Source organism: Streptomyces sp. NPDC060205 (assembly GCF_042728395.1).
In the GTDB taxonomy this organism is placed as follows: domain Bacteria; phylum Actinomycetota; class Actinomycetes; order Streptomycetales; family Streptomycetaceae; genus Streptomyces.
Genome location: NZ_JBHWZP010000026.1, coordinates 1 through 24545, shown reverse-complemented (window position 1 = coordinate 24545; position 24545 = coordinate 1). Strand labels below are relative to the sequence as shown.

The 24545-nt window shown below is 73.1% G+C and carries 16 protein-coding genes and 1 tRNA gene; 10 read left to right on the top strand and 7 right to left on the bottom strand.

Going from position 1 to position 24545, the window contains the following annotated elements; genetic code table 11:
- Nucleotides 1-28: 28 nt before the first annotated feature.
- Complete coding sequence (locus ACFWGJ_RS07105) at nucleotides 29-640, top strand: hypothetical protein (protein WP_381833709.1); 612 nt, start codon at nucleotides 29-31, stop codon at nucleotides 638-640.
- Entirely contained in the window at nucleotides 637-3762 is a 3126-nt protein-coding gene (locus ACFWGJ_RS07100) for an ATP-binding protein (protein WP_387321553.1), read from the top strand. The genes ACFWGJ_RS07105 and ACFWGJ_RS07100 overlap by 4 nt, the downstream gene beginning before the upstream one ends.
- A gap of 98 nt (nucleotides 3763-3860) precedes the next feature.
- Here the strand turns inward: ACFWGJ_RS07100 and ACFWGJ_RS07095 are convergent.
- Nucleotides 3861-3933: transfer RNA gene (locus ACFWGJ_RS07095), tRNA-Arg, on the bottom strand.
- Between the two features lie 311 nt (nucleotides 3934-4244).
- On the opposite strand from ACFWGJ_RS07095, the gene ACFWGJ_RS07090 reads away from it, so the two are divergent.
- The 4 genes from ACFWGJ_RS07090 to ACFWGJ_RS07075 all read left to right on the top strand — a co-directional run bounded on the left by ACFWGJ_RS07090 (nucleotide 4245) and on the right by ACFWGJ_RS07075 (nucleotide 10449).
- Nucleotides 4245-5852: a dynamin family protein gene (locus ACFWGJ_RS07090; protein WP_387321552.1), complete on the top strand. Its 1608-nt coding sequence runs from the start codon at nucleotides 4245-4247 to the stop codon at nucleotides 5850-5852.
- Nucleotides 5853-5857: 5 nt separating this feature from the next.
- A complete protein-coding gene (locus ACFWGJ_RS07085; protein WP_387321551.1) occupies nucleotides 5858-7840 on the top strand; it encodes a GTPase in 1983 nt (660 codons plus the stop codon).
- A gap of 348 nt (nucleotides 7841-8188) precedes the next feature.
- Nucleotides 8189-8755, top strand: a complete 567-nt coding sequence (locus ACFWGJ_RS07080) for a single-stranded DNA-binding protein (protein ID WP_387321550.1) — start codon at nucleotides 8189-8191, stop codon at nucleotides 8753-8755.
- Between the two features lie 278 nt (nucleotides 8756-9033).
- Nucleotides 9034-10449 carry a TQXA domain-containing protein gene (locus ACFWGJ_RS07075; RefSeq protein ID WP_387321549.1) on the top strand — a complete coding sequence of 472 codons (1416 nt, stop codon included), beginning with the start codon at nucleotides 9034-9036 and terminating at the stop codon, nucleotides 10447-10449.
- 23 nt (nucleotides 10450-10472) lie between these two features.
- Here ACFWGJ_RS07075 and ACFWGJ_RS07070 read toward each other — a convergent pair whose 3' ends face one another.
- A complete protein-coding gene (locus ACFWGJ_RS07070) occupies nucleotides 10473-11015 on the bottom strand; it encodes a DUF4262 domain-containing protein (RefSeq protein ID WP_387321548.1) in 543 nt (180 codons plus the stop codon).
- 212 nt (nucleotides 11016-11227) lie between these two features.
- On the opposite strand from ACFWGJ_RS07070, the gene ettA reads away from it, so the two are divergent.
- Genes ettA through ACFWGJ_RS07055 form a run of 3 tightly spaced genes read left to right on the top strand, consistent with a single transcriptional unit; the run spans nucleotide 11228 to nucleotide 14028 of the window.
- Nucleotides 11228-12892, top strand: a complete 1665-nt coding sequence (gene ettA / locus ACFWGJ_RS07065; protein ID WP_366782113.1) for an energy-dependent translational throttle protein EttA — start codon at nucleotides 11228-11230, stop codon at nucleotides 12890-12892.
- Between the two features lie 6 nt (nucleotides 12893-12898).
- Entirely contained in the window at nucleotides 12899-13318 is a 420-nt protein-coding gene (locus ACFWGJ_RS07060) for a thioesterase family protein (RefSeq protein ID WP_107016174.1), read from the top strand.
- Complete coding sequence (locus tag ACFWGJ_RS07055; protein ID WP_387321547.1) at nucleotides 13315-14028, top strand: hypothetical protein; 714 nt, start codon at nucleotides 13315-13317, stop codon at nucleotides 14026-14028. The genes ACFWGJ_RS07060 and ACFWGJ_RS07055 overlap by 4 nt, the downstream gene beginning before the upstream one ends.
- Before the next feature lie 79 nt (nucleotides 14029-14107).
- On the opposite strand, the gene ACFWGJ_RS07050 is transcribed toward ACFWGJ_RS07055, so the two are convergent.
- From ACFWGJ_RS07050 to ACFWGJ_RS07035, 4 genes are all read right to left on the bottom strand, one after another.
- Nucleotides 14108-15094 carry an ABC transporter ATP-binding protein gene (locus tag ACFWGJ_RS07050; protein WP_387321546.1) on the bottom strand — a complete coding sequence of 329 codons (987 nt, stop codon included), beginning with the start codon at nucleotides 15092-15094 and terminating at the stop codon, nucleotides 14108-14110.
- A 121-nt stretch (nucleotides 15095-15215) separates the two neighbouring features.
- On the bottom strand, nucleotides 15216-18098 hold the full coding sequence (locus tag ACFWGJ_RS07045; protein ID WP_387321574.1) for an FtsX-like permease family protein: 2883 nt from the start codon (nucleotides 18096-18098) through the stop codon (nucleotides 15216-15218).
- 1 nt (nucleotide 18099) lies between these two features.
- Nucleotides 18100-21585, bottom strand: a complete 3486-nt coding sequence (locus ACFWGJ_RS07040; protein ID WP_387321545.1) for an FtsX-like permease family protein — start codon at nucleotides 21583-21585, stop codon at nucleotides 18100-18102.
- A gap of 225 nt (nucleotides 21586-21810) precedes the next feature.
- Nucleotides 21811-22224: a globin gene (locus ACFWGJ_RS07035; RefSeq protein ID WP_107016178.1), complete on the bottom strand. Its 414-nt coding sequence runs from the start codon at nucleotides 22222-22224 to the stop codon at nucleotides 21811-21813.
- A gap of 119 nt (nucleotides 22225-22343) precedes the next feature.
- On the opposite strand from ACFWGJ_RS07035, the gene ACFWGJ_RS07030 reads away from it, so the two are divergent.
- Nucleotides 22344-23339 (top strand): methyltransferase domain-containing protein, encoded by a 996-nt coding sequence (locus ACFWGJ_RS07030; RefSeq protein ID WP_387321544.1) that lies wholly within the window; start codon nucleotides 22344-22346, stop codon nucleotides 23337-23339.
- A 70-nt stretch (nucleotides 23340-23409) separates the two neighbouring features.
- On the opposite strand, the gene ACFWGJ_RS07025 is transcribed toward ACFWGJ_RS07030, so the two are convergent.
- Nucleotides 23410-24545: FHA domain-containing protein (locus ACFWGJ_RS07025; RefSeq protein ID WP_387321543.1), on the bottom strand; the 1136-nt coding region annotated here is incomplete at its 5' end.

The window sequence follows — 24545 nt, the reverse complement described above, 5'->3', positions numbered from 1 at the left end:
GGATTCCGGCTCATCGAGGAGGGGTACTGTGCCGACGGAGTTGACCGTACGAGATCATGCATCGCTGTTCGCCCTGATGGTGGTCGCACGGCCGGTGACCAACCGTGAACTGCGCGAACTCGCCGGCCTGGAGATCACCGCGGTGGTGCGACGGCGGGTGAACCAGGATGCCGAGCGGATCGTGACCAGGAAGCGCGGTGCGGTCAACACGCACCAGCTCACGTCCGCGGGCCGGGCCTGGTGCGAGTCCGCTCTGGTGGCCGGACGCCCGGACGGAGCGAAGTTCCCGGCCGGGGTGCTCTACGCGGTGCTGGACAACGTCGGACAGTACCTGGCCCGCTCCGGCACCAAGTTCGGCGAGTTCTTCCAGCCCGACGTCGAGGACTGGATCCGCGCGGTCTACACGGAACTGACCGCCCGCCGGAAACCGGGCAGCTGGGTCAGACTGTCGGCGCTGCGCCCATGGCTCGCGGACCTGCCGCGAGGGGCCGTCGACGCCGAACTCGACCGGATGATCGAGCAGAACGACGTACAGCTGATGGGCGAGCTCAACCGGCGCACGCTCAGCGACGAGGACCGCAGAGCCGCCGTCGACATCGGCGGCGAACCCCGCCACCTGCTGCGGATCGGACCGGCGTGAACGGGGAACTCGCCGCCCTGGAGAGGCTGTACATCAGCACAGCGCTGGCCCAGGAAGAGATCTGGACACCGGTGACCTCCTACCACGTCGACGGCCTTCATCCCGAGGTGTTCCGGCGGCTGGGGCGGGCGATGAGCGCCGTCGAGCGCGCCCACTCGCCGGTCGCGACCGTGGTGCGGGGCGAGACCGGTTCGGGCAAGACGCATCTGCTCGGCTGGACCCGCCACGAGATCCAGGAGCGCGGCGGCTTCTTCTTCTACATCAGGCTCGTCACCGGCCGGAACTTCTGGGAGAGCGTCGCCGGCGGTCTCGTCGACAGTCTCTACCGGAAGGACGAGGGCGACCGGGAACAACTGACCCGCCTGCTCGACGAGCTGTCGAGCCGGGCTCGCCTCGACACGGACACCCATGCCGCTGTCACCGGCCGGAGCGAGTTGACGCGCGCCCATGTCGACGCGTTCGTCCGGGGGATCCGGACCATCGACCGACAGGTGGGCAACGAGGCCGCGGACACGGCCCGCGCGCTGGTGCTGACAGCCTCCACCGGCGATCCCGTGGAGATCGGCACGGCCTACTTCGCGCTCAGCGACGACGACGGGGACAAGCGCGCCGCCTGGGGGATGGCGCCCGGCGGGCGACCGGCCCAACTCGTCCTGCGTGATCTGACGCGCCTGTTCGCCCTGGTCGGACCGCTGGTGTTCGCCTTCGACCAGCTCGACACCCTGGTCTCCGCCGCGCAGACGTCGTCGCTGACGTCGCCCGCCTCGGGCGAGGGCTGGACCGCGAAGCGGCTGAGCGGTGAGATCGCCACCGGCCTGATGGAACTGCGGGAGGAAGCCCGCCGGACCCTGATGGTCGTGGCGTGCCACGAGGACACCTGGGAGCAGATCTCCCGGGAGGCGGTCCGGTCCGCCCTGGACCGGTTCGAAGTGCTGCCGACGCTCGGTGCGATTCCCGACGAGGCCACCGCCGCCGCCATCGTCAGCAGCCGCTTCCGGCCGTACTACGAGTCGGCGGGGTTCACCCCGCCGCGCCCCACCTGGCCGGTCACCCCGGCGGCGCTGGCCGAAGCCCCGCACCGTTACACCGCACGGCGGCTGCTCGTCCGGGTCCAGAAGCACATCGAGGCATGTCTGCAGACCGGCACGGTGGCCGAACTGATCTCCCTGGCAGACGCGGAGCCCACGGCAGCCACACCGCCCGCACCGGCGCGGGCCGTCAACCTGAGCACCCTGACGGAGTCCTTCGACAAGCTCCGTGCCGAGGCGGACGACCGTCGGCCGCTCGACCCCACGACCGAGGACGGGGCGATGCCCGCTCTGCTGGGCGCGGGGCTGCGGAGTCTGGTCAGGGAACTGGGCGCCGACGAGACACGGTTCTCCATCGAGACCGACTTCGGCCGCAAGGCGGCGTTGCACGCCCGGTTGCGCTATGTCGTGGACGAGGCCAGCGAGAACGAATTCCACTGGTCCTTCCGGGCGATCGCCGCGAACAACGCCATCGCCGCCCAGAACCGGATCCGTAACGCGGCCGTGGAAGCCGGTCTGACGGCCGGCCTGGCGAGCCGCCGGCTGATCCTGCTGCGGAACACGCCGTACCCGAGCGGCCCCAGGACCAAGGACATCAAGGACGACTTCGAGGCGCGGGGCGGGGTGTCGTTCCCGATCGGCGCCGCCGACCTGCGGACCCTGGCCGCCCTCCGGGCCATGCTCGACGACCGTACGTCGGGCCTCGACGAATGGCTGCGGCAGGAGCGCCCCGCTTCCCGTATCGAGGTCTTCGCGCCGGTGCTGGGAGACCTGCGGCAGCATCTCGGCGTCGCGACCACGGAAGTCGGCTCCAGGGATGCGGTGGATGCAGCGGATGCGGCGGGCATGCCGCAGGACGCCGAGTCCGCTCTTACCGAGATCGTCGTCGGAACCACGCTCCGGGGCGGCCGTCCGTTCGCGGTACCCGTGGAACGGCTCCGGATGCACACCGCGGTGGTGGGCGCGGCGGGATCGGGCAAGACGGTCCTGATCAAGCGACTTGTGGAGCAGTGCGCTCTGCGCGGCGTCTCGGTGATCGTGCTGGATCCGAACGACGACCTCGCACGGCTCGGCGACCCCTGGCCGCGCCCACCGAGGGGCTGGACGGACGGCCACGAGCGCGAGGCCCGGCGCTATTTCGCGGAGGTCGAGGTGGTGGTGTGGACACCGGGTCTGAACCGGGGACGTCCGATCTCCTTCCACCCGCTTCCCGACTTCGGTCCCGTCCTCGACGACGTGGACGACTTCCCCCGTCTGGTCAGGTCGACCGTGACCTCACTCGCGCCACACGCCGGTGTACGCGGCAGCAGTGCGCGCGCGACCCAGCAACTGGGGGTCCTCAAGCGCGCCCTCGAACGGTACGCGCGCGAAGGCGGCAAGAACCTGGCCGGCTTGGTCGAGCTGCTCGCGGAGGCCCCGAACGACATCGTGAACAGCAGGACCGGTCGCTTCGCGGTGCAGATGGCGGACACGCTGGAAGCCGCGATGGAGACCGACCCGCTGTTCGGGGAGTCCGGCGCACCCGCCGATCCCGGCATGCTCCTGATCCCGTCGCCGGGGAAGGCCGCCCGTGTCTCGGTGATCAGCTTCACCGGGCTGTCCGGCGACGGACCGGCCCAGTTCGTCAGCCGCCTGCAGGCGACCTTGTTCTCATGGTTCAGGGCCCACCCGGTCGGCGACCGTGCCCTGGGCGGGCTGCTGGTGATGGACGAGGCGCAGAACTTCGTGCCCTCCGGCGCATCGAATCCGAGTACGGAGAGCACGGTCGAACTCATCCGTCAGATACGCAAGTACGGACTCGGGATGGTCCTCGCCTCGCAGCTCCCCAGGGGGATCCACAACCAGGCGCTGGGCAACACCGTGAACCAGTTCATCGGCCGGCTCACCCAGCCCGCGCACATCGAGGCCGCCAGGACCATGGCCCAGGCGCGGAACGCGGTCCTCGACAACCTCGCCGGTCTCAAGGCCGGCCAGTTCAACGCCGCAGGCGAGGGGACCGGATTCAGCAGGGTCGAGGTGCCGATCTGCCTCAGTCACCACGATGTGCCGCTCACGGAGGACGAGATCGTCGAGCGGGCCCGCCGGGAGACCTGAGCGGTCGTGAGGCGGTGAGCGCGTCCGGGGCCGTGCCGGGATCCTGGCGTGTCGCCCAACGGGCTGACCGACCTGCGAGAACGCAGTGCGTGGCGGTGCGCCCCCGGCAGGACTCGAACCTGCGGCCAAGCGCTTAGAAGGCGCCTGCTCTATCCACTGAGCTACGGGGGCCGGGTGTGGTGGCCTGTGGTGCTGGTGCCCGGGTATGGGCGGGGCTGTGACCTTGCCGGGGACAAGGATAGAGCTCCTGGGTCCCTGCGCTTCGCGCTTCCCCTCCGTGGCTCGATGTGGAGGTTCAGTGAAGCGGTCCTGATAATCGCAGGCAGGTACGAATCGTGCATCGCTTTTGGCGCCTCACGCCCCGGGTGTTGTGCACTCGTTATGCCTGCGCCCCAGTCGTCCCTTAGGCCCCGTGTGTCCAATCGGCGCGCAGACATGCCCATATGCTTTAGAAAGCCTGCAAAATTGGGCATTCTTCGCATGTGGTGACCTTGGACGTACGGCCCCAGCTGCTCGACGCACTCTCCGCCCTGCGCGACCGTGTCGCCGCCGCACGCTTCCCGCTGCCCCTGGCGGGGGCTCCACGCGCGCGTGCCAACCGCGACGAACTGCTCGCGCAACTCGACGACTATCTCGTGCCCCGGTTGAGAGAACCCGAAGCACCCCTGCTCGCCGTGATCGGAGGATCGACCGGGGCGGGCAAGTCGACGCTGGTCAACTCCCTTGTGGGGCGGCGGGTCAGCGAGGCCGGGGTGCTGCGGCCCACGACGCGTACCCCGGTGCTCGTGTGCCACCCCGAGGACCATCACTGGTTCAGCGGGATGCGCGTACTGCCCGACCTCACGCGCGTGTGGATGCCGCACCAGGACGTCGACGACGATCCGCTGCCGCCCGGCGAGGAGGACATGCGCGTCCTGCGCATCGAGACCGCCGACACCCTTCCCCGGGGGCTCGCGCTCCTCGACGCGCCGGACATCGACTCCCTGGTGGCGGGGAACCGGGTGCTCGCCGCCGAGCTCATGTGCGCGGCCGACATCTGGGTGATGGTCACCACGGCGGCACGGTACGCCGACGCGGTGCCGTGGCATCTGCTGCGTACCGCCAAGGACCATGACGCCACGCTCGTCACCGTCCTCGACCGGGTGCCCCACCAGGTGGTCTCCGAGGTCTCGCGGCAGTTCGGCGCGCTCCTCGCCAAGGCGGGGCTGGGCGACGTGCCCCGCTTCACGGTGCCCGAGCTGCCCGAGTCCGCCTGGGGCGGGGGACTGCTTCCGGCCACCGCCGTGGCGCCCCTGCGGGCCTGGCTGGCCCAGCAGGCCCAGGACCCGGGCGCCCGGCATCAGGCCATGGCGCGCACCGCGTACGGGGCACTCGACTCGCTCAAGTCCCGGATGCCCGAGCTGGCCGGCGCCGCCGCGGCCCAGTACGCCGCCGCGCTGCGGCTCACCGCGGCCGTCGACGGGGCGTACGACAGCGAGTACACGCGTCTGCGGGGCCGGCTGCAGGCCGGGGCGGTCCTCGCCGGTGGCGCGCTCAAACGCTGGCGCAGCTATCCGCTGGACTCCAGCGCCGGTGAACTGCTGGACGCGCTGGTCGAGAGCCTGGCCGCGCTCCTGCTGTGCGCCGTCACGGCGGCCGACGAGCGCGTCGACGAGGCGTGGCGGCGCGAACCCGCCGCGGGCGCCCCGGGGCTGACGGACCGCGATCCGGCGCTGGAGAGCGCCGAGCACCGCATCGGGATGGCGGCCCGGCGCTGGCGCCGCGTCCTGGAGGAGTACGCCGAGGACGAAGTACGCGCCCTGGAGAAGAGCGTCGCGCCGGATCCCGAGGTGGTGGCCGCGCTGGTCGCCACCGCGCTCCTGGGCGGCCGGCGGGCGCGCTCCGCGGGCGAGGGGCTGGCCGAGCGGATCGGCGCGCACGGGGCGCTGCGGCTGCGCGACAAGGGCGGGCGGCTGCTCACCGACTACCTCGACAAGGCGCTGCACGACGAACGGGAGCGGCGGCTCGCCCCGCTCGACGCACTCGACGTCCATCCGGAACCCCAGGCCGAACTCATCGCCGCGCTGTCGGTACTGCAGAAGGAGAGGTGACCGCGGTGACCGCCGTCACGGACCACACCGATCACGCCGACCAGCCGGGCGACGACGACGCCCGCGAGGAGGGCTCCGGCGGGGAAATCGTGCGCAAGGAGACGTCCGCCACGGAGATCGTGCGCAAGGAGACGGCCGGTAGGGAAGCCGGGCGCAGGGAGAAGGGTGATTCCGGGCGGAGGGCTGCGGACGCGGGCCGCGGGGGCGGGGGCGGGGGCAGGTCCGGCCCCGGCTCCGGCTCCGGGTCCGGAGGTGCGGACGATGTGGACTCCGCGGACGCGGTGGGCGGCTGGGACGACGGGCTGATCGCACGGCGCGTGTCCGCCACGGCCGAGGGCCAGGCCAGGCCCGTACAGGAGACCGTCGTGGACAGCAGGCCGCCCGTGGTGGCCCCGCTCGCGTACGACGGGCCGTTGCGGTCCCGTCTGGACGCGCTGCGCGAACTGGTGGGGCTCTCCAGGACGCGGCTGGACAGCCGGACCCTCGCCGAGGCGGGACAGGTCCTGGACGAGGCCGCGGCCCGGCGCAGGCTCTCCGGGCAGCACACCGTGGTCGCCATCGCGGGAGCCACCGGGAGCGGCAAGTCGCAGCTCTTCAACGCGCTCGCCGGAGTGGCCATCTCGGAGACCGGGGTCCGCAGGCCGACCACCGCCGCCCCCATCGCGTGCAGCTGGAGCGACGGCGCGGCCGGGCTCATCGACCGGCTCGGCATCCCGGGCCGGCTGCGCCGCCGGCCGCTGCAGAGCGCCGAGGCCGAGGCGCAGTTGCGCGGGCTCGTCCTGGTGGACCTGCCCGACCACGACTCGGCGGCCGTCCAGCACCGGGAGCACGTGGACCGGATCCTCGCGCTCGTGGACGCCGTCATCTGGGTCGTCGACCCGGAGAAGTACGCCGACGCGGTACTCCATGAGCGCTATCTGCGGCCCATGGCGGGCCACGCGGAAGTCACCTTCGTGGTCCTCAACCAGGTCGACCGGCTGCCCGGGGACGCCGCCGACCAGGTCCTCGACGACCTGCGGCGGCTGCTCGACGAGGACGGGATCGCGCTCGGCGAGTACGGCGAGCCGGGCGCGACCGTTCTCGCGCTGTCCGCGCTCACGGGCGACGGCATCGGGGAACTGCGCGAGGTGCTCGGACACTTCGTGGCCGAGCGGGGCGCCGCGGCCCGCCGGATCTCGGCCGACGTGGACGCGGCCGCGGTGCGCCTGTGGCCCGTCTACGCCAACCGGCGCCAGGCCGGGCTCAGCGAGGAGGCACGCGAGGAGTTCGCCGACCGGCTCGCCGACGCGGTCGGCGCCACGGCGGCGGGCGAGGCCGCCGAGCGGGCGTGGCGCCGCAACGCGAACCGCGCCTGCGGCACGCCCTGGCTGCGGCTGTGGCGCTGGTACCAGGACCGGCGCGAGCCCGCGACGGGACGGCTGCCCGTACGGGCCTACGACGACGAGGAGGCCACGGCGCGCCAGCGCGTCGAGCAGGCGGTGCGCACGGTGGCCGAGCAGGCGACCGACGGACTGCCCACGCCGTGGGCGCAGGCGGTGCGCGAGGCGGCCGTACGGGGTTCGCAGGGGCTGTGCGAGGCCCTGGACGAACTGGCGGTACGGGCCGGTACACCGGTGGGCCGGCCGCCGCGGCCGGGCTGGTGGCCTGCCGCCGTGCTCGCTCAGGCGTCCATGACCGTCCTTCAGGTCGTCGGCGGCCTGTGGCTGTTGGCCCAGATCATCGGTCTCATGTCGCCGAACCTCGGGGTTCCCGTGCTGCTGATGGTCATCGGCATCGTGGGCGGCCCGGGTGTCGAGTGGGCGTGCAGACTCGCGGCGAGCGGGCCCGCGCGGCGGTACGGGGCGGAGGCGGAACGGAGACTGCGGGAGGCGGCTGCGGGATGCGGGCGGGCCCGGGTTCTCGATCCGGTGGCGGGGGAGCTGCTGCGGTACCGGGAGGTGCGGGAGCAGTTCCTGCGGGCCTCGGGGGTCACGGTGTCGGCGGGGTGACGTGACGGGGTGAGGTGACGGGGAGTCGAGGGGGGAGGTGGGGGAGCTTGTGGGCGGAGGTTCTCGTTCGGGTGGCGGAGTTGTCCACAACCGGGGGACGGCCCACAGGGCTCAGCGGGTTCGGGCGGACGGAGGCAGTCTGAGGTCTCGGCGGACACGACGTGATCGCGAGGCGGTCATGAGACGTGCTGAGGCGCGATGCGGCGTGAGGAGGCGTCATGAGACGTCATGAGGCGTCATGAGGCGTCGTCGGGCGTTCGAAGCACGAGCGCCGTGTCGCGTCCGCCGAACGGACAGACGCAGCCGTACGGGACGAGCCCGTGCGCGTGGGCAGGGAGGGCTTCCGCGATGAACGAGACAGTGGTGTGCGTGGTGGGGAACGTGGCGACACAGCCCGTGTTCCGGGAGACGGCGGCGGGCCCGTCGGCGAGGTTCCGGCTGGCGGTCACGCAGCGGTTCTGGGACCGGGAGAAGAGCGCCTGGCGGGACGGGCACACCAACTTCTTCACGGTGTGGGCCAACCGGGCGCTGGCGGCGAACGTGCAGGCGTCCGTGTCGCTCGGGGAGCCGCTGATGGTGCGGGGCAGGCTGAAGGTCCGCTCCGAGCAGCGCGACGGGCAGTCGTGGACGGGCGCGGACATCGAGGCGTCGGCGATCGGGCACGATCTGGCGCGCGGCACCGCGGCGTTCCGCAGGGCGCTCAGGGGCGACCAGGCACCGGAGCAGGCGTCCGGCCGGTCGTCGGACGCGCCGGTCCGACCGGAGCCGAACTGGGAGACGGAACCGGCCGATCCGGCCGACGGCGCTGAGTCGGCCGAGAGGGCTGAGCCGGCCGAGGGGACGGGACCGGCCGAGAGGGCGAGGCCAACCGGGCGGGCCGCTCCGCGGCGGCAGGAACCGGCCTTGACGGGATGACCGGCCGTGGTCACGGTGCGTGCTGAGACCGCGGCCTGACCGAAGTGCGGCTTATCGGTGAATGCGTTGCGAAGGGTCCCAGCGGATTTGTCGATAAGCGCGGCCCGCAACCGGCCCTGGCGATAACGATTCCGATTCGGATCACTGATCGGATGACATGACCGGGGAGGGAGCTGCGCCCCGTCCTTAGGATGCCGGGCATAGCTCTCGGGGCTGCTGATTCCGCTGGTGGGACCGTAACCCTCCAGTTCAACGGGTCCCGCTCGAAAGGGAATTCTGTGCTTTCTTCGTTCTCTGCGCCGTCCGTGCACGGGCGAGGTGCCGCTGCCGCCCGCCTGGCCGCGGTGGCGCTCGTGTCCGGTCTCGTCGCCGTGAGCGCCGTGACCACCGCCGGTGCGGCCGTCGCGGACGAAGTCCCTCTGAGCCAGGGCGGTGCGACGGCCACGATAGGCGGCCTCAAGACGTCCGGGCCCGCGGTCATCCACGAGGAGGGCGGGGACAAGCAGGTCTCCGCCGGGCTCTTCGAGATGTCCGTGGACAACGGCGGCACCCTGCAGACCTACTGCGTCGACATCTACAGCCCGACGCAGAAGGACGCCAAGTACCAGGAGACCCCCTGGAGCGGTACGTCGCTGAACGGGAACCCCGACGCGGGTCGCATCCGCTGGATCCTGCAGAACTCCTACCCGCAGGTCAACGACCTCGCAGCGCTGGCCGCGAAGGCCGGCGCGAAGGGCCTCACGCAGCAGGACGCGGCGGTCGGAACGCAGGTGGCGATCTGGCGGTACTCGGACGGTGCCGACGTGGACGCCGTGGATCCGCAGGCGGAGAAGCTCGCCGACTATCTGCAGCGCAGCGCACGCGACCTGGCGGAGCCCGCCGCGTCCCTTGAGCTGGATCCGCCGGCGGTCTCCGGTCGCCCGGGTGAACTGCTCGGCCCGGTCACCGTGCGCACGAACGCGGCCGGTGTGACGGTGACGCCGCTCGCCGACGCCACGAGCGGGGTGAAGGTCGTCGGCCGGGACGGCAAGGAGATCACGTCCGCGACCGACGGCAGCGAGCTGTTCTTCGACGTGGCCGAGGACGCCCCGGACGGTTCGGCCGCGCTGACGGTGCAGGCCTCGACCACCGTGCCGGTCGGACGGGCCTTCGCCTCCGAGACGAGGAGCCAGACCCAGATCCTGGCCGGTTCCAGCGAGTCGACGGTCTCCGCGGCGGCGACCGCGAACTGGGCCGGCGCCGGGGCGATACCCGCGCTGTCGGCCGAGAAGAACTGCGCGGAGGGCGGCCTCGACGTCACCGCGGTGAACGAGGGCGACGAGGCGTTCACCTTCGAGCTGCTCGGCACCGAGCACACCGTCGAGGCGGGCTCGTCACAGACCGTGACGGTTCCGCTGCAGGAGGACCAGGCGTACGACTTCACGGTCGAGGGGCCGGGCGGCTACGAGAAGCGGTTCCAGGGCGTGCTCGACTGCAAGACGCAGAGCGGCGCCGCCGCAGAGGAGACCGTACAGACACTGAACGAGCCGAGCCCCGCCACGGTCGGCGGCACGGCCGCCACCACCACGGACCTCGCCGAGACGGGCGCGTCCAGCGCCACCCCGGTGATAGCCGGAATCGCGATAGGCCTGGTCCTGATAGGCGGCGCCACGATCCTCTTCATCCGCAAGAAGAAGTCCCCCGCGCAGGACTGAGGGCCGCGCGCCGGGAGCGGGACTCAGTCGAGTTCGGCCCAGGCTCCGCTGGTTTCCTTCCTCGGGATCCACAGCTGGGGCTGGCTCGCGCGGCAGCGTTCCTGCGCCCGGTCGTCCCAGGGGAAGCGGCCGTCCCTGTCCGGCCAGAACAGCTGCATGACCGGGAGCGGGGGTGCTTGGTAGAAGTCGAGCCCGGCACCGAAGAAGAGCCGGTACCAGCTCGTGTGCACCGGCCGGACGGCCACCGAGTAGCCGTTCAGGATGTCGTCGCGCAGCTGGCCGGGTTCTACAGGACGGCCGTCGCGGATCGCCCGTCCCGCGATGTTGAGGACGGACATCATCGTCTCCATCCGCAGGCCGAAGACGCAGACCTCGGGGCTGCGCAGGGTGTGCCACAGGCCGATCGAATAGGCCCAGTCCGCCGGAGTCTCGTCCGCGGCGGCGATGCCCATCACGTGCCAGCCGTGCTCGGTGATGTTCGCGGCCGTGCGGCTGTCGCGTCCCTCCAGGGCCGGGCCGTCCGCTGGAGGGGCGCACAGGAGACAGGAGCAGGAGGAGGCGTTCATCCGTGGAGGTTACGGCGCCCTTCACCACGGTCGACGCCGGGCCGCCCGAGGCCGCTCGATGACGGCCCGCGGCGCCGGGCGAGCCGCCGGAGCCGACAGGGAAAGTCCAGGTCAGGTGCCCGCAACCGAACGCGTTTCCCCCGGGGGGTAGCCGTGCGGCAAGATGGGGTGTATCTGCCCACTGCCGATTTCAAGCGTCCGGACGGTTTCTCTTGGCTGAGTTCATTTACACCATGCGCAAGACGCGCAAAGCGCACGGCGACAAGGTGATTCTTGATGACGTCACCCTGAACTTCCTGCCGGGGGCGAAGATCGGCGTCGTCGGGCCGAACGGTGCCGGCAAGTCGACCGTGCTCAAGATCATGGCGGGCCTTGAGCAGCCGTCCAACGGTGACGCGTTCCTGTCGCCCGGTTACAGCGTCGGCATCCTCATGCAGGAGCCGCAGCTGGACGAGACCAAGACGGTGCTGGAGAACGTCCAGGACGGCGCCGCCGAGCTGATGGGCAAGCTCAGCCGTTTCAACGAGGTCGCCGAGCTGATGGCGACCGACTACTCGGACGCGCTCATGGAGGAGATGGGCAAGCTCCAGGACGACCTGGACCACTCCAACGCCTGGGACCTCGACGCGCAGCTGGAGCAGGCCATGGACGCGCTGGGCTGCCCGCCCGGCGACTGGCCCGTCGTCAACCTCTCCGGTGGTGAGAAGCGCCGCGTCGCGCTCTGCAAGCTCCTCATCGAGGCGCCCGACCTGCTGCTCCTCGACGAGCCCACCAACCACCTGGACGCCGAGTCGGTGAACTGGCTGGAGCAGCACCTGTCGAAGTACGCGGGCGCCGTCGTCGCCGTCACGCACGACCGGTACTTCCTGAACAACGTCGCCGAGTGGATCCTCGAACTCGACCGTGGCCGCGCCCTGCCCTACGAGGGCAACTACTCCACGTACCTCGACAAGAAGGCCGCCCGCCTCAAGGTCGAGGGGCGCAAGGACGAGAAGCGCGCCAAGCGGCTCAAGGAAGAGCTGGAGTGGGTCCGGTCCAACGCCAAGGGACGGCAGACCAAGTCCAAGGCCCGTCTCGCCCGTTACGAGGAGATGGCGGCCGAGGCCGACAAGATGCGGAAGCTGGACTTCGAGGAGATCCAGATCCCGCCGGGCCCGCGGCTCGGTTCCATCGTCGTCGAGGTCGAGAACCTCTCCAAGGCCTTCGGCGACAAGGTCCTGATCGATGACCTGAGCTTCACGCTGCCGCGGAACGGGATCGTCGGGGTCATCGGTCCCAACGGTGCCGGCAAGACCACGCTGTTCAAGATGATCCAGGGTCTGGAGACCCCGGACTCCGGCGCCATCAAGGTCGGCGACACCGTCAAGATCAGCTACGTCGACCAGAGCCGCGCCAACATCGACCCCAAGAAGACGCTGTGGGCCGTCGTCTCCGACGAGCTGGACTACATCAACGTCGGCCAGGTCGAGATGCCGTCGCGGGCGTACGTCTCCGCGTTCGGCTTCAAGGGCCCCGACCAGCAGAAGCCGGCCGGTGTCCTCTCCGGTGGTGAGCGCAACCGTCTGAACCTGGCGCTGACCCTCAAGGAGGGCGGCAACCTGCTGCTCCTCGACGAGCCCACCAACGACCTCGACGTGGAGACCCTGTCGTCGCTGGAGAACGCGCTGCTTGAGTTCCCCGGTGCCGCCGTGGTCATCTCCCACGACCGGTGGTTCCTGGACCGGGTCGCGACGCACATCCTCGCGTACGAGGGCGAGTCGAAGTGGTACTGGTTCGAGGGCAACTTCGAGTCGTACGAGAAGAACAAGGTCGAGCGGCTCGGAGCGGACGCCGCGCGCCCGCACCGCGCCACCTACAAGAAGCTGACCCGGGGCTGATTCTCCTTGCGGCACATCTACCGCTGCCCGCTGCGCTGGGCGGACATGGACGCGTACGGCCACATCAACAACGTGGTCTTCCTCCGCTATCTGGAGGAGGCGCGTATCGACTTCCTGTTCCGCCCGGACAAGGATTTCCAGCAGGGGTCCGTGGTGGCGCGCCATGAGATCGACTACAAGCAGCAGTTGGTGCACCGGCACACCCCGGTGGACATCGAGCTGTGGGTCACGCAGATCAGAGCGGCCTCGTTCACCATCTCCTACGAGGTCAAGGACCCGGACCAGGTGTACGTACGGGCCCAGACGGTGATAGTGCCGTTCGACTTCGAGGCGCAGCGGCCGCGTCGTATCACCGCGGAGGAGCGCGAGTTCCTCCAGGAGTACGCGGACGACGCGGCCGGTTCCGCGGGGGCCGTCGCCGCATGACGGCCCTGCACCTCGCCGACGAGGGGGAGGCGGCGGATCTCGCCGCCTTCCTCGCCCGGCTGATCCACTACGACCGGGCCGCCGCGGTACGGCTGCAGGCGTCGGGGACGACGCTCGCGGTGTTCGGCCGGCCGCCGTCGTTCGAGGTGCTCGCGATCCGTACGGCACGGCTCGCGAAGCCGTACGAGAACGGTCTCGACCTCACCCTGGACGTGACCGTCTCGGCCGGTGAACTCCTTGAGTCCCTCGACGAGGCGGCGGCCACGGCGGTCGTGCCCGCCGCCGTCACCGGGCCGCCGTGGGCCGGCGTGCTGCCGCCGCGCGGCGGCTGGCGGCCGGAGCCGGGTCTGCCCGCTCTCGACGCGGTGCGCACGATCGTGGCCGCGGTGGTCGCCGAATTCCGTGCGCGGATCGACGAGTTGGCGCCCGAGGGGCGTACGCGGGCCGCACTCGACGGGATCGGACGGGAGATCTGGTCCCGGCCGGTCGGGGACACCGAACTCCCGGTACGGGCCGCGCACGCGGCCCAGTCGCTGGGGTTCCTGAGGCCTACGCGCACCGCCCCCTCCTCCGCCGCCGCCTCCACCGCGTCCGATGAGGCTCCGCTGCGACTGCTCTCCTCGGGAGCGTGGCTGAGGCTGCGAACGCCGTACGGGACGATCGCCGTGCGCAAGGCCGGGCTCGGGGCGCTGGACGTCAGCGTGCGCTGAGCGTCAGCGTTCGCTCAGTGTCCCCCTCCGGAGTTCGCCGCCCCCAGCGGCCCCTTTCCGCGGCCCTTTCGTCCGCGGGTCAGCGGTGTTCGCTGTCGTCCGGCCAGATGCCGATGTGGTCCGGTTCGAGTTCGAGGGCGACGCGGTCGCGCATACCGAGGGCCTCGGTGTACTCGGCGGGCAGCTGGAGCCGGCCGGCCCGGTCGAGCATCGCGTACTCACGGGCCACCACCGTCTCGTGGCCGGTCGTGGCGTCCACCTCGGTGCGGCGCAGGACCTCCGTGGAGGTACGGCCGTCCCGGATGGCGACCGTCCGGCGGACCTCGGCGGCGACCGCCTGGTCGTGCGTGACGATCACGATGGTCGTGCCCAGCCGCTCGTTCGCGGTGCGGAAGGCGGCGAAGATCTGCTCGGCGGTGTGCGAGTCGAGTTCGCCGGTGGGTTCGTCGGCGAGCAGGACCGAGGGGTCGTTGGCCAGCGCCACGGCGATGGCGACGCGCTGCTGCTGACCGCCGGACATCTGGAACGGGCGGCGGTCCCGGCACTCCGCGACCTCCAGCAACTCCAGCAGCTCCACGGCGCGTCGGGCCTGCGCGCGACGGCCCTTGCGGGAGACGCCGAGCTGCATCGGCAGGGCGACGTTCTGGGCGGCCGTCAGATAGGGCAGGAGATTGCGGGCCGTCTGCTGCCAGACGAAGCCGACGGTCTCGCGCCGGTAGCCGAGCCGGTCCTTCGCCCCCATGGTCAGCAGGTCGTGCCCCGCGACCCGGGCGGCGCCCGCGGTGGGGGTGTCCAGACCCGCCAGGATGTTCATCAGGGTCGACTTGCCGCTGCCGGAGGCGCCGACCAGCGCCATCAACTCGCCCTCGCGGACCAGGAGATCGAGGCCCTGGAGCGCCTGCACCTCCACGCCGTCCGTGGAGAAGATCCGTACCAGCCGGTCGCAGGTGATCAGGGCGTCATGGCCGTAGGCGGGACGGTCGCGGCGGTCGGCGGCACGCTGGGCGAGGTCCGCGAAGGAGGGACCGGCGGAACCGGCCGGACCGACGGAGTCGGTGGTCGTCATCGGGCGTCTCCGGTCGTGGTCGTCGTCGGCTGGCTTCGCGTGATGTCGGCAGGGGCCGTCGGGCGGTTTCGCGGGGCTTCGGCAGGGGCCGATGGGTGCTTTCGCGTGGCTTCGGCAGGGGTCATCGGGCGTCTCCCGCCCGCAGTTCCCTGACCGAACCCCGTCGCCCGCTCCACCACGCCTGCGCCGCGGCGATACCCGTGGCGACGAGGAGCACGGCGAGCGCGGGCAGCAGCAGGGACGCCGGGTCGGTGTGCAGCGCGGCGGTGCCGGCGGGCGGGCTGCCGCCGGGGGTCGCGAGGGCCACGGCGGTCAGGTCGACGCCGGGCGCCAGGAGGCGGACCGCAGCCCAGCCCGTCAGGGCCCCGCCCACCGCGGCGAGCAGCGCCTGCGGCAGCGCTTCGAGTACGAGCAGCCGGCGGCCCTGGCTCCGGGTGAGACCCATGGTGCGCAGCCGGGCGAGCAGGGCGGAGCGTTCGGGGGCGGCGCGTACGAGGGCGAGGAGCAGTGCGAGTACGGCGTATCCGGAGCCGGCGGCGACCGCCACCGCGTAGACGCGTTCGGCGCCGGACTGGAGAGGGGAGTCGACGTACCGCGCGCGTTCGTCGGCCCGCAGGCGTACGTCCGCGGCGCTGCCCGCGGCCTTGCGCAGGGCGCCCGCGTCCATCCGGTCCCCGGTCAGCAGGAGGGCCGTCGGCCGTGCGGCGACGGCGCCGAGGCCGGCGCGGTCCACGACGAGGAAGTCGGTTCCCGAGACGGCCGGGGTCAGTTCGCGCACCACGGTGATGCGGACGGTGATGTCGCTGCCGTCCTCCAGGCGCACCGGGAAGGGCTGCGTGCCGAACCGCTCGGCGACGGCGGGGGAGGCGAGGGCGGGCAGCGGGGACTCGCTCGGCGCACCCTTCTTCGAGGATCCCGAGGATCCCGAGGATCCCGGGGATCCCGAGGGCTGCGCGTCCGCCGGTGCCGTCAGCTCGCCCGCGGCGAAGGCCCCGAGGTGCGTGCTCCGCGCCAGCCGGGCGTATCCCTCGGGCTCCACGCCCGCCAGGGACACCGTCTCCACGCCGGTCCCGGGCCTGGCCTGGTAGCCGATGCTCAGCGGGGTCACCTCGCGTACGCCGGGTGCCGTGCGGAGCCGGTCCGGCAGGCCGGCGGGAAGTGCGCCCATGACCTCGACGCGGGCGTCGGCCCCGAGGCTCAGCAGGGCCGCCCGGTCCCGCGCGTCCGCGACACCCGCGAGGACGGACCCGCCGAACGCGGCCGTGGTGAGGGCCGTCAGCAGGGCGAGCAGGGGCAGCACCGTGGAGACGGAGGTGCGGCCCGCGCGGGCCAGGGAGAGATGCCCGACCGCGCCGCGCAGCCGGCCTGCGGGGCGGGCCAGCCAGCGCAGCGGCAGCGGATAGAGCCGGACCAGCAGGAGCGCGGCGATCACACCGATCAGGACCGGTGCCAGCGCGACGAGCTGGTCGCCGGAGCCGGAGGCGTCCAGGTCCGCCGGGTCGCCCGAGCCCGCCGCGCCCGCGGAACCGCCCGAAGTGCCCCTGCTCCGCAGCGCGAACACCGCCGCCGACGCCAGGACCAGCAGGGTGAGTTCGGCGACCGTACGGCGACGCGAGGGGCGTACGGACGCGAGGTCCTCGCGGGCGCCCTGGGCGCGGACGGCACGGTGGGTGATCCAGGCCCGCGCGGGCAGCATGGCGCAGGCGAGCAGCGCGACCGCGGCGGCGGTCCAGACGGCGTACGACAGGCGGCCGTACGGGACGGCGAGCAGGGCTGCCGCGAGGCCGAGCGCGGCGGCCGGTACCGCGACCACCGCCGTCTCGGCGGACAGCCGGACCGTCAGGCCGCGCAGGGAGACGCCCCGGGCGCGCAGCAGGGCGAGTTCGCCGCGGCGGCGGTCGGCCGTGAGGCCGCCAGCCATGAGCAGGACGACGGCGGCGACCGTGGCACTGCCGAAGGCGGCCACGGCGACCAGGGGGCGGATGCCGGAGCGGAGTCCGGCGTACGAGGCGAGGACGTCGTCGAGATCGGTGCTCGCGTCGGCCTCCGGGTCCGTGAGCGCGCGCACCTTCAGCAGCCCGGGGCCGGACTCCAGCGCGGCGATCGCGCTCGCCAGCCGGGGCAGTTCGCTCGCGGTCAGGGCGGCGGGCGACGGGGCCAGGTGCCAGTAGCGGGCGGGGGCGCCGGGGGTGCCGAGGAGGGCCGGAGCGGCGTCCGGGGCCAGGAGGAGCGCGCCGAGCCAGTAGATGCTCGGTTCGGCGCCCTGGGCGGGCAGACGTACGAGGGAGGGGGTGCGCAGGACGGGCTGGGTCGCCCAGTAGGCGCCCTCCCGGTCGCGCGGGGCGACGATGCCGGTGACGCGTATGGCGAGCGGGGCGCGTTCGACGGCGGGCACGTGGATCACCGCGCCGACCTCGATGTGGAGGCTCTCGGCGGTCTCCGTCGTGACCGCGGCCTCCAGTTCGGGTGTCGAGGCGGTCACCGTGCCGTCGGCGCGCGGGAGCCGGCCCTCGCGCAGCCGGGAGTGAGCGGCGAGGCCGTTCTGCGCGACGAGGGTCATCTGCGCGGGCAGTCCGGTCGGCCGCGGCAGCCACTTCTCCGGCGCTTCGAGGGATTTCGTGGTGCGCACGCCGTACGCGGACCGGCCGGGGTCGGCGACCAGCGGGCGCTCGACCACCTTCAGGATGTCCTGGTACCGCTCGCGCACCGAGGCCGGGCGCAGGACCTCCTCGCGTTCCTGCTGCGTGGCGCCGAGGGAGGGCGGCGGGGCCGACAGCTGCACGGAGGTCCGCAGGGGCGTGGCGTCGGACACCGCCCGGCGCAGACCCGCGTCCTCGTAGCGGTCGACGGCACGCGGGAAGGACGCGGCCAGGCAGACGGTCGCCAGGACCAGCAGGGCGAGGGCGACGGCGGCACCGGGCGCGGCGCGCAGCCGGGTACGGATCCAGGGGGCGACGACGGGGGGTTCGGCATCCCGACGCGTGAAGATCCGGCGGCGGCCCATCTCACTCACCTCCCTGTTCGTGCAGCACACGCAGCGACCGGAGCGACGAGGCCGAGTCGCCCCGCCGCAGCACCAGCACGGCGGTCACGATCAGCGGCGCGACCACCAGGCCCGCCAGCAGGAACGCGACGCGGGCGAGGGGCAGTTCCACCAGTACCTCCGGCACCGGCCGGGTGGCCCGGGAGGTGAGCACGATCAGCGGAACGACCGCCCGGGTCAGTACCGCTCCCAGCGCCACCCCCACCACCAGGGCGAGCGCCACCAGGACCCCCTGTTCGGCAGCGACCAGCCGGGCCAGCTGGCGGCGGGGCGCCCCCAGCGCGCGCAGCAGCGCGAACTCGGCGCTCCGCTCCCGCAGCGAGCCTGCCGTGCTCACCGCGAAGCCGACCGCGGCCAGCGCGGCGGCGACCACGGAGGCCGCGGCGAACGCCGCCTCAGGACCCGCCCCGAACGGATCGTCCCGCAGCCGCTCCGCGATCTCGTCCCGCACGACGACCTGCGAGGGCTCGACATCGGGCCGCTCACGCAACTGGGCCGCCACCCGCGCCTCGGCGCCCGGCTCGGTGCGCAGCCACCACTCGGTGGGCGCGACGCTCTCCCCGTAGCGCTCCTCCAGCACCCGGTTCACGGAGCGCAGGTCGACCAGCAGGGCCCCGCCGGAGCTCTGCGTGGCGTCGGAGCCCTCCGTGCCCTGCGTGGTGGGCAGCGCGCGGACACTCTCCACGATCCGTACCGGGACGGCCGAGCCGCCGAAGGGGACGTCGAGCCGTTCCCCCTTCCGCGCGCCCGCGGCCTTCAGGAAGTCGTCGGTCGCGACGGCCTCGACCTCGGGTGCGGCGGGCCGCTCCGCCTGCAGCCGGATCGTCACCGACGAGGTCTCCCAGGGGGTCTCCCGGGGGATGTAGCCGGTTCCGTAGGTCACGGCCAGCGGGCGCTCGGACGTGATGTCGGGGGCCGTCGGGGTGTTGCCCGCCTTGGGGTCCGCCGTGGTCTGGTTGTTCTGCGACGTCACCTGCCAGGACGGGGGCGCCGACAGCGTCCGCCGCGTCCCGTCGGACGTCGTGGCCGTCAACTGCTCCACGGACAGCCGGTGTTCCTCCGCGCGCCCGGTCGGCTGGGACATGTCCAGCTGCGCGCCGGTCAGCGAGAGCGGTTCGGCGGCCCGGTCGGACGGCGCCTGCTCGGCCCGTGCCAGCTGCACGGTGAGGCGGTGTGCCCTCCCGTCGGCGGGGAGGTCGCCCGCGGACATGCGGTACGGGGTGCCGTAGCGGTCCTCCAGCGTCACGGTCACGTCCGCCGTCATCCTGGAGCGGTACGCCGCCGAGTCCCGGGCGGTGGGCTGGGCGCTCGCCCGGATGCGCAGTTCCAGTTCCAGCCGCGTGCTGGCCTTCGGCAGGGTCACGCCCGCCGATCCCGCCCGGCCGGGGCCGATCCCCGCCAGCAGCCGCCCGGCGGGCTTCTCCGCGAGGTCCCCGCGCAGCAGCAACGCGGCGTCCCCACTCCCGGAACCACTCCCGGAACCGTCGCCGGAGCCGCCCTTGGAGCGGTCACCGGAACCGTCACCGGAGTCCGCCCCGGCGCCCTCCGTGTCCAGCGCCAGCACCGCGGCCGTCCGGTTGCCGGACAACGGCAGCGTCGTACGCATGGCGGGGGCCGCCCCGCGTACGCCGTCGAGGTCGGCGTAGAGCCCGGCCCGGGACAGGCCGTCCTCGCCGCCCGCCAGGACCCGTACGGACGTGCCGGCGAGGAAGTCCGCCTGGTCGTCCTGCGAGCGGTTCCACGACGCGCCCTGGCCGATCGCGAGCATGCCCATGGCGACGGCGAGGACGAGCAGCAGGACCGGCCCCGCGCCGCGCATCGGGCGACGGCTGAACTGCCAGCCCGCGAGCGCCGTCGGGAGCCCGCGGCCACCGGCCGCGCGCCGCTCGGCGAGACGCGCCACGGGCGGCATGAGGCGCAGGGTGAGGACCGTCCCGGCCAGCAGGGCCAGCGCGGGAGCGGCGACCAGCAGGGGGTCGATGCCGAGCGTGTCCGTGGGCGCCGCCTCCGACCGGCCGGGGCCTGCGGGACCGACGGCACCGGAGGTCTGCCGGCTCAACTGCCAGTAGGCGACGGCCGCGACGACCAGCAGGCCGATGTCCGCGCCCGCCCGTACCGGCGCGGGAAGCGAGCGGGCCCGGCCGCCCTCCGCGGTCTCCTCGCGCGCGGTCAGCGCGGGTACGGTCACCGCCAGCGCGCAGCCCAGGGCGACCGCTGCCGCCGTCGCCCACACCGCGCCGGCCACGGCCGAGGTGTCCAGGCGCAGCCCGATCCGCGACAGCGCCCCCTGTCCTGCCAGCAGCCGCGTCAACGGCCCCGCGAGCAGCGGCGCGCAGAGGGCGGCCGGCACGGCGAGGAGCGAGGCCTCCAGCGCGGCGAGCGCGGCCACCCGCCCGCGCGAGGCGCCGCGTGCCCGCAACAGCCTTGTTTCACCGGCCCGTTCGACGCTCAGCAGCCGGGCCACGAGCAGCAGCGCGTAGCCGGCGAGCAGGGCGAGCTGGAGCGCGACGATCAGCAGCGTCGAGCGGGAGACCAGCAACGACCGCTCGACCCGCTCCAGTTCCTCCGGCAGCGAGGTCGTGACGGCCGTGGTGCCGTGCAGCGCGGGCGACTTGCGCAGGTCACGGGGCCCGGCGGTCGCCGCCTCCCGCAGGGCGCCGATCCGCCCCGTCGTCAGCGTGGAGAAGTCGGCGGACGCGAGCCAGGCGGTCGGCCCGGAGCTGACCGGCCGCGCGCTTCCGGTGGCCGCGAGCACCGACGGGTCCGCAAGCAGCGGCCCGTACGTCGTGAAGTCGACCTTGCTGACCCCGCGTCCGTGCAGGTCGTCGAGTTGCCAGTAGGGCGAGGTGACCCGCACGGGCCGGTAGAGGCCGGTCACCAGGACCCGTACCTTCGGGCCGTCGAAGCGGTCGACGAGGGTCAGCCGGGTGCCCGGTTCGACCGCCAGCCGGCGGGCGGCGGTCTCGGGCAGGGCCACCTCGATCTCGCGGCTTTCGGAGAGGTCGCCGGGGGCGCGGGGCGCGCGTCCCTCGACCGTCCGCACCTGGGACGGGTCCAGCGCCGCGAAGTGGGTGAGGTCCGGGTCCTCGGAGCGGGCGGCGGGCTCCTGCAGCGACCTCGGCAGGGCGTAGGGCCCCGACCTGGACAGCGTCCGCAGTGTCACGGGCAGCCCGTCGAAGGTGCGCTCGGCCCCTTTGCGTACGGCCCGGTCGGCGGCCTTGCGCTCGGCGGCGGGGACATCGGCCTTGACGATGAGCGTCGTGGCCGCCGCGCTCTGCGGATCCGCCGCGCCCGCCTTGCCGGTCGTGGCCGCCGAGGTGTCGAGGAGCGAGTGCCGCAGTGCCGCGTCGCCGATCGCACCCGAGTACGCGGTCAGGGTCGCCAGGACGGCCGTCGTCAGCACGACCGTGAGCAGCGCGGCGGCCAGCAGCAGACGATGCGCTCGCACACGCAGTAGGACGAACCCCGTCACCCGGCCCCCCGCCGTATCGCCGGACTTCCCGGATCTTCGACGATGCTGTCAGAGGTGAGGGGGCGCGGGTAAGCGCTTGAGGACTGGGTTTGACCGGATCGTGACCGGAATCCGGCGACGAGCGACCGGAATCCGCGCGTCAGTCGTTTCTGTTCACTTCTTGGCGAGTGCGGTTGTCCGGTCTGCGGCGCGCGTTGCCGGTCAGCCCTCGGTGTTCACCATCGAAGCCGCCGCGTACGTCAGGTAGTTCCACAGTGTGTGCTCGTGCTCCTCGGAGAGGCCGAGCTCGTCGACGGCGACCCGCATGTGCTTCAGCCAGGCGTCGTGCGCCGCCCGGTCGACCGCGAAGGGCGCGTGCCGCATCCGCAGCCGGGGATGCCCGCGGTTCTCGCTGTACGTGGTCGGACCGCCCCAGTACTGGATCAGGAACAGCGTGAAGCGCTCCTCGGCCGGGCCCAGGTCCTCCTCGGGGTACATGGGCCGCAGCAGCGGGTCCCCGGCGACACCCTCGTAGAACCGGTGCACCAGGCGCCGGAAGGTCTCCTCGCCGCCGACCTGCTCGTAGAAGGTCTGCTCCTGAAGCGTGCCGCGCCGAATCTCTTTCACACCGTCCATGGTCTCAGACGGGCCGACCGAGGACTCAGGACTTAGGACCACCGGAATCGAAGGGGCCGGTTCCGGACCGGACGGCCCCGGCGCTCGCCTCCCGGCCCGTCCCGCAGCACAGTGGAGGTATGAGCGCGTACGCGGTCGACCACGGGCTCGACGACCTCGCCGCCACGGCGCGGGCGGCGCTGGTGCGCGAGATCGACGCGAGCGGGGCCTGGGACGCCGACCCGGTCTGGCGGGCGGCCTTCGGGGCGATCCCGCGCCACCTCTTCGTGCCGTACTACTACGTGGGCGCCGCCGGCCCGCAGGGCGGTTACGAGCGCAGATGGGGCGAGGACCCCAGCGCGCGCCGACGTGAGGAGTGGCTGCGCGGGGCGTACGCGGACACCCCGCTGGCCACGCGCCTGCGCGACGGCGAGCTGCTGTCGTCCAGCAGCCAGCCGTCCCTGATGGCGAAGATGCTGGCCGAACTGGCGGTAAGGGACGGGGACGCGGTCCTGGAGATCGGCGCGGGCACCGGCTACAACGCGGCGCTGCTCTCGTACCGGCTGGGCGACGAGCTGGTCACCACGGTCGACCTGGACCCGGAGATCACGGAGTCCGCCCGGCGGCATCTGGCCGCCGCGGGTCACCGGCCCGCCGTCGTCACCGGCGACGGGGCGCGCGGCTGCCCCGAGCGGGCCCCCTTCGACCGGGTCGTCGCCACCTGCGCGCTGAACACGGTCCCGCGGCCCTGGCTCGCCCAGTGCCGTCCCGGCGCCCGGATCCTCGCCCCGTTCGCCACCGGCCTGATCGCCCTGCGGGTACGGGACGCCGGGCACGCCGAGGGCCGCTTCCTGCACACCGGCGCCTACTTCGTACCCCTGCGCGGCGGCCCCAGGACCGGGCGCGGGGCCCTTGACGTGCGCCTCTCCGGTCTGCCGCGCCGGGCCAGGGGAGACGAGCTGCTCCGCTTCCTGCTGACCCTGACGGCGGGCGGCCTGACCTCGGACGAGGCGCACGCGCTCTGGCGGGACGAGGCCTGGCCGGCTCGCGAACGGTACGGGATCACGGTCGCCGGCGACCGCGCGTGGGCGTGGCTGGACGACCCCGCGGGGCCGCACACCTGGCCGCTGCCGTGACGCGCCCGCGCCAGGGGCGCGGGGAACTGCGCGGCCGGCCCCCACCGGCCCGCGGCTTGTGACCTTCTGCTTAGCCCCGCCTGATCGTGATCGTCGTCCAGGCGCCCACGTGCACCCGGTCGCCGTCCTGGAGCGGGACGGGGACGAACGGCTGGATCGGGTCCTCGGCGCCGTTGACCGTCGTGCCGTTGGTGGAGTTCTGGTCGACGACCGCCCAGCTGCTGTCCGGCTGCTGCACGAGCACCGCGTGCTGGTGCGAGACGCCCGGGTCCTCCGGCGGCACCGACAGATCGATGTCCGGGGTGTCGCCGGTGGAGTGGCGGCGACGGCCGATCGTGATCTGGTTGCCGCTGAGCGGACGCTGCTGTTCCGGCGAGTACGCGGGCAGGTTCAGCCCCGCGGCCTCCGGTCCCGAGCGCTGCATCATCGCCATGAAGTACTCACGGTCGGGCCCGATCGTGATGCTCCACGACGACGACTGCTGTGGCTGCTGCGGCGGCTGCTGGTACCCGGCGGGTGCCTGCGTCGAGCCGGCCGGCGGATAGCCGTAGCCCCCACCGGGTCCGGACGGGCCGCTGGGACCACCGGGGCCGCCGGGTGCGGGCGGGCCGCCGGGGCTGCCGGGCGACGGCGGTGAGATCACCCAGTCGTCCGCGCCGCCCCCGAAGGACGGACCGCCCGGCGCCTGCGGGCGCCCTGTCTCCGGCGGATACGCGGTCTCCTGCTGATAGGAGGGCGGTCCGGACTGACCGGGCTGACCGGGCTGACCGGGAGGACCGGACTGGCCGGGCTGCTGGAACCCTTGAGGGCCTCCTGGGGCTCCGGGACCGCCTTGGTTTCCAGGGCCATTGGGCCCGCCGGGGCCGTTGGGGCCACCGGGACCGTTCGGGCCGCCGTACCCGCCCTGCCCGCCGGGCCCGGGCCCGCCGTACCCGCCGGGGCCCCCGGGACCGGGCGGCGGCGGTACCGGTCGTGAAGGATCACCGGGGAAGCCCGAGGGGTCCTCGCCGAACGGCGGGATCGGCTCCGCGGGCCGGTTCATCTGCGAGGGCCGGGAGCCCTGGTAGTCGAAGCCGCCGTGGGTCGGTCCCGACTGCCCGGGAGGCGGCTGCTGCTGGAAGCGGAGCGCCGGATTCTGTCCGCCGGGGCCCGCGCCCGGGCCGCCGGGGCCGGGCCCACCGGGACCCGGACCGCCCGGGCCCGGCC

Coding starts and splice junctions, on each gene's coding strand:
- ACFWGJ_RS07055 (WP_387321547.1), top strand. CDS start 13,315: ATGACGGCCCTGCACCTCGCCGACGAGGGGGAGGCGGCGGATCTCGCC.
- ACFWGJ_RS07050 (WP_387321546.1), bottom strand. CDS start 15,094: ATGACGACCACCGACTCCGTCGGTCCGGCCGGTTCCGCCGGTCCCTCC.
- ACFWGJ_RS07080 (WP_387321550.1), top strand. CDS start 8,189: ATGAACGAGACAGTGGTGTGCGTGGTGGGGAACGTGGCGACACAGCCC.
- ACFWGJ_RS07035 (WP_107016178.1), bottom strand. CDS start 22,224: ATGGACGGTGTGAAAGAGATTCGGCGCGGCACGCTTCAGGAGCAGACC.
- ACFWGJ_RS07070 (WP_387321548.1), bottom strand. CDS start 11,015: ATGAACGCCTCCTCCTGCTCCTGTCTCCTGTGCGCCCCTCCAGCGGAC.
- ACFWGJ_RS07030 (WP_387321544.1), top strand. CDS start 22,344: ATGAGCGCGTACGCGGTCGACCACGGGCTCGACGACCTCGCCGCCACG.
- ACFWGJ_RS07045 (WP_387321574.1), bottom strand. CDS start 18,098: ATGGGCCGCCGCCGGATCTTCACGCGTCGGGATGCCGAACCCCCCGTC.